Source organism: Pseudomonas sp. PAGU 2196 (genome assembly GCF_022179005.1).
Taxonomy (GTDB): Bacteria; Pseudomonadota; Gammaproteobacteria; order Pseudomonadales; family Pseudomonadaceae; genus Aquipseudomonas; species Aquipseudomonas kermanshahensis.
The window spans coordinates 1-598 of the sequence record NZ_BNTL01000086.1 but is presented as its reverse complement, the minus strand read 5'-3'; the positions used below and the strand labels follow the sequence as shown (position 1 = coordinate 598).

Here is a 598-nt window from a genome sequence, read left to right as displayed (position 1 = left end):
GTTCTATACAGGGAAGCTGAGAACAGTGGCATCAGAAGGAAATGTTGCACGATTCACCCAACGTTTTGGTCGTTTTGTTAGCACGAAAAAGGGGGCGTGATGAAAGTTCTTAACTCTCTGCGTACCGCAAAAGAACGCCATCCAGACTGTCAGATTGTGAAGCGAAAAGGACGGCTATATGTGATTTGTAAATCTAATCCACGTTTTAAGGCCGTTCAGGGTCGTAAGAAAAAACGTTGATTCAAAATTCGACGGATTAACGATATTTGTCTGATTAATAATCAGATCGGATTAATGTTGGTGTGTTTATAACATCAACATTAATTTTCCTGGGGATATATTCTTCCTGTTCATTTGAGGCCAACTGCCTGACGTTTCTCTCCGAATATTCCATTATCTTAATGTTGACTTGTTGACCAGCTTCGCCCCTGTATGCTGGCATCAACCCTCTTTTAGACTGAACACGCCACTCAGTCTCCTCCCTTTGCGGCGCAGCCTGCATTTTCACTCAAACTGTTAAGATGATAAATGTGGTAATTCTGTTGGTACTAACATAAAAACGTTTACGCCACAGGAACAGTCTGATCCACCAGTAACC

The 598-nt window shown here is 42.1% G+C and carries 2 protein-coding genes; one reads left to right on the top strand and one right to left on the bottom strand.

Annotated features, from left to right (window positions below):
• Positions 1-99 precede the first annotated feature (99 nt).
• Complete coding sequence (ykgO, locus tag MFF34_RS28050; RefSeq protein ID WP_000866436.1) at positions 100-240, top strand: type B 50S ribosomal protein L36; 141 nt, start codon at positions 100-102, stop codon at positions 238-240.
• Between the two features lie 34 nt (positions 241-274).
• Here the strand turns inward: ykgO and ykgL are convergent, their stop codons facing one another.
• A complete protein-coding gene (gene ykgL / locus MFF34_RS28150; RefSeq protein ID WP_283236638.1) occupies positions 275-502 on the bottom strand; it encodes a protein YkgL in 228 nt (75 codons plus the stop codon).
• Positions 503-598: the final 96 nt, after the last annotated feature.

Bases quoted from the DNA above. Each gene is read 5' to 3' on its own strand.
- ykgO (WP_000866436.1), top strand. From the start codon at position 100: ATGAAAGTTCTTAACTCTCTGCGTACCGCAAAAGAACGCCATCCAGAC.
- ykgL (WP_283236638.1), bottom strand. From the start codon at position 502: ATGCAGGCTGCGCCGCAAAGGGAGGAGACTGAGTGGCGTGTTCAGTCT.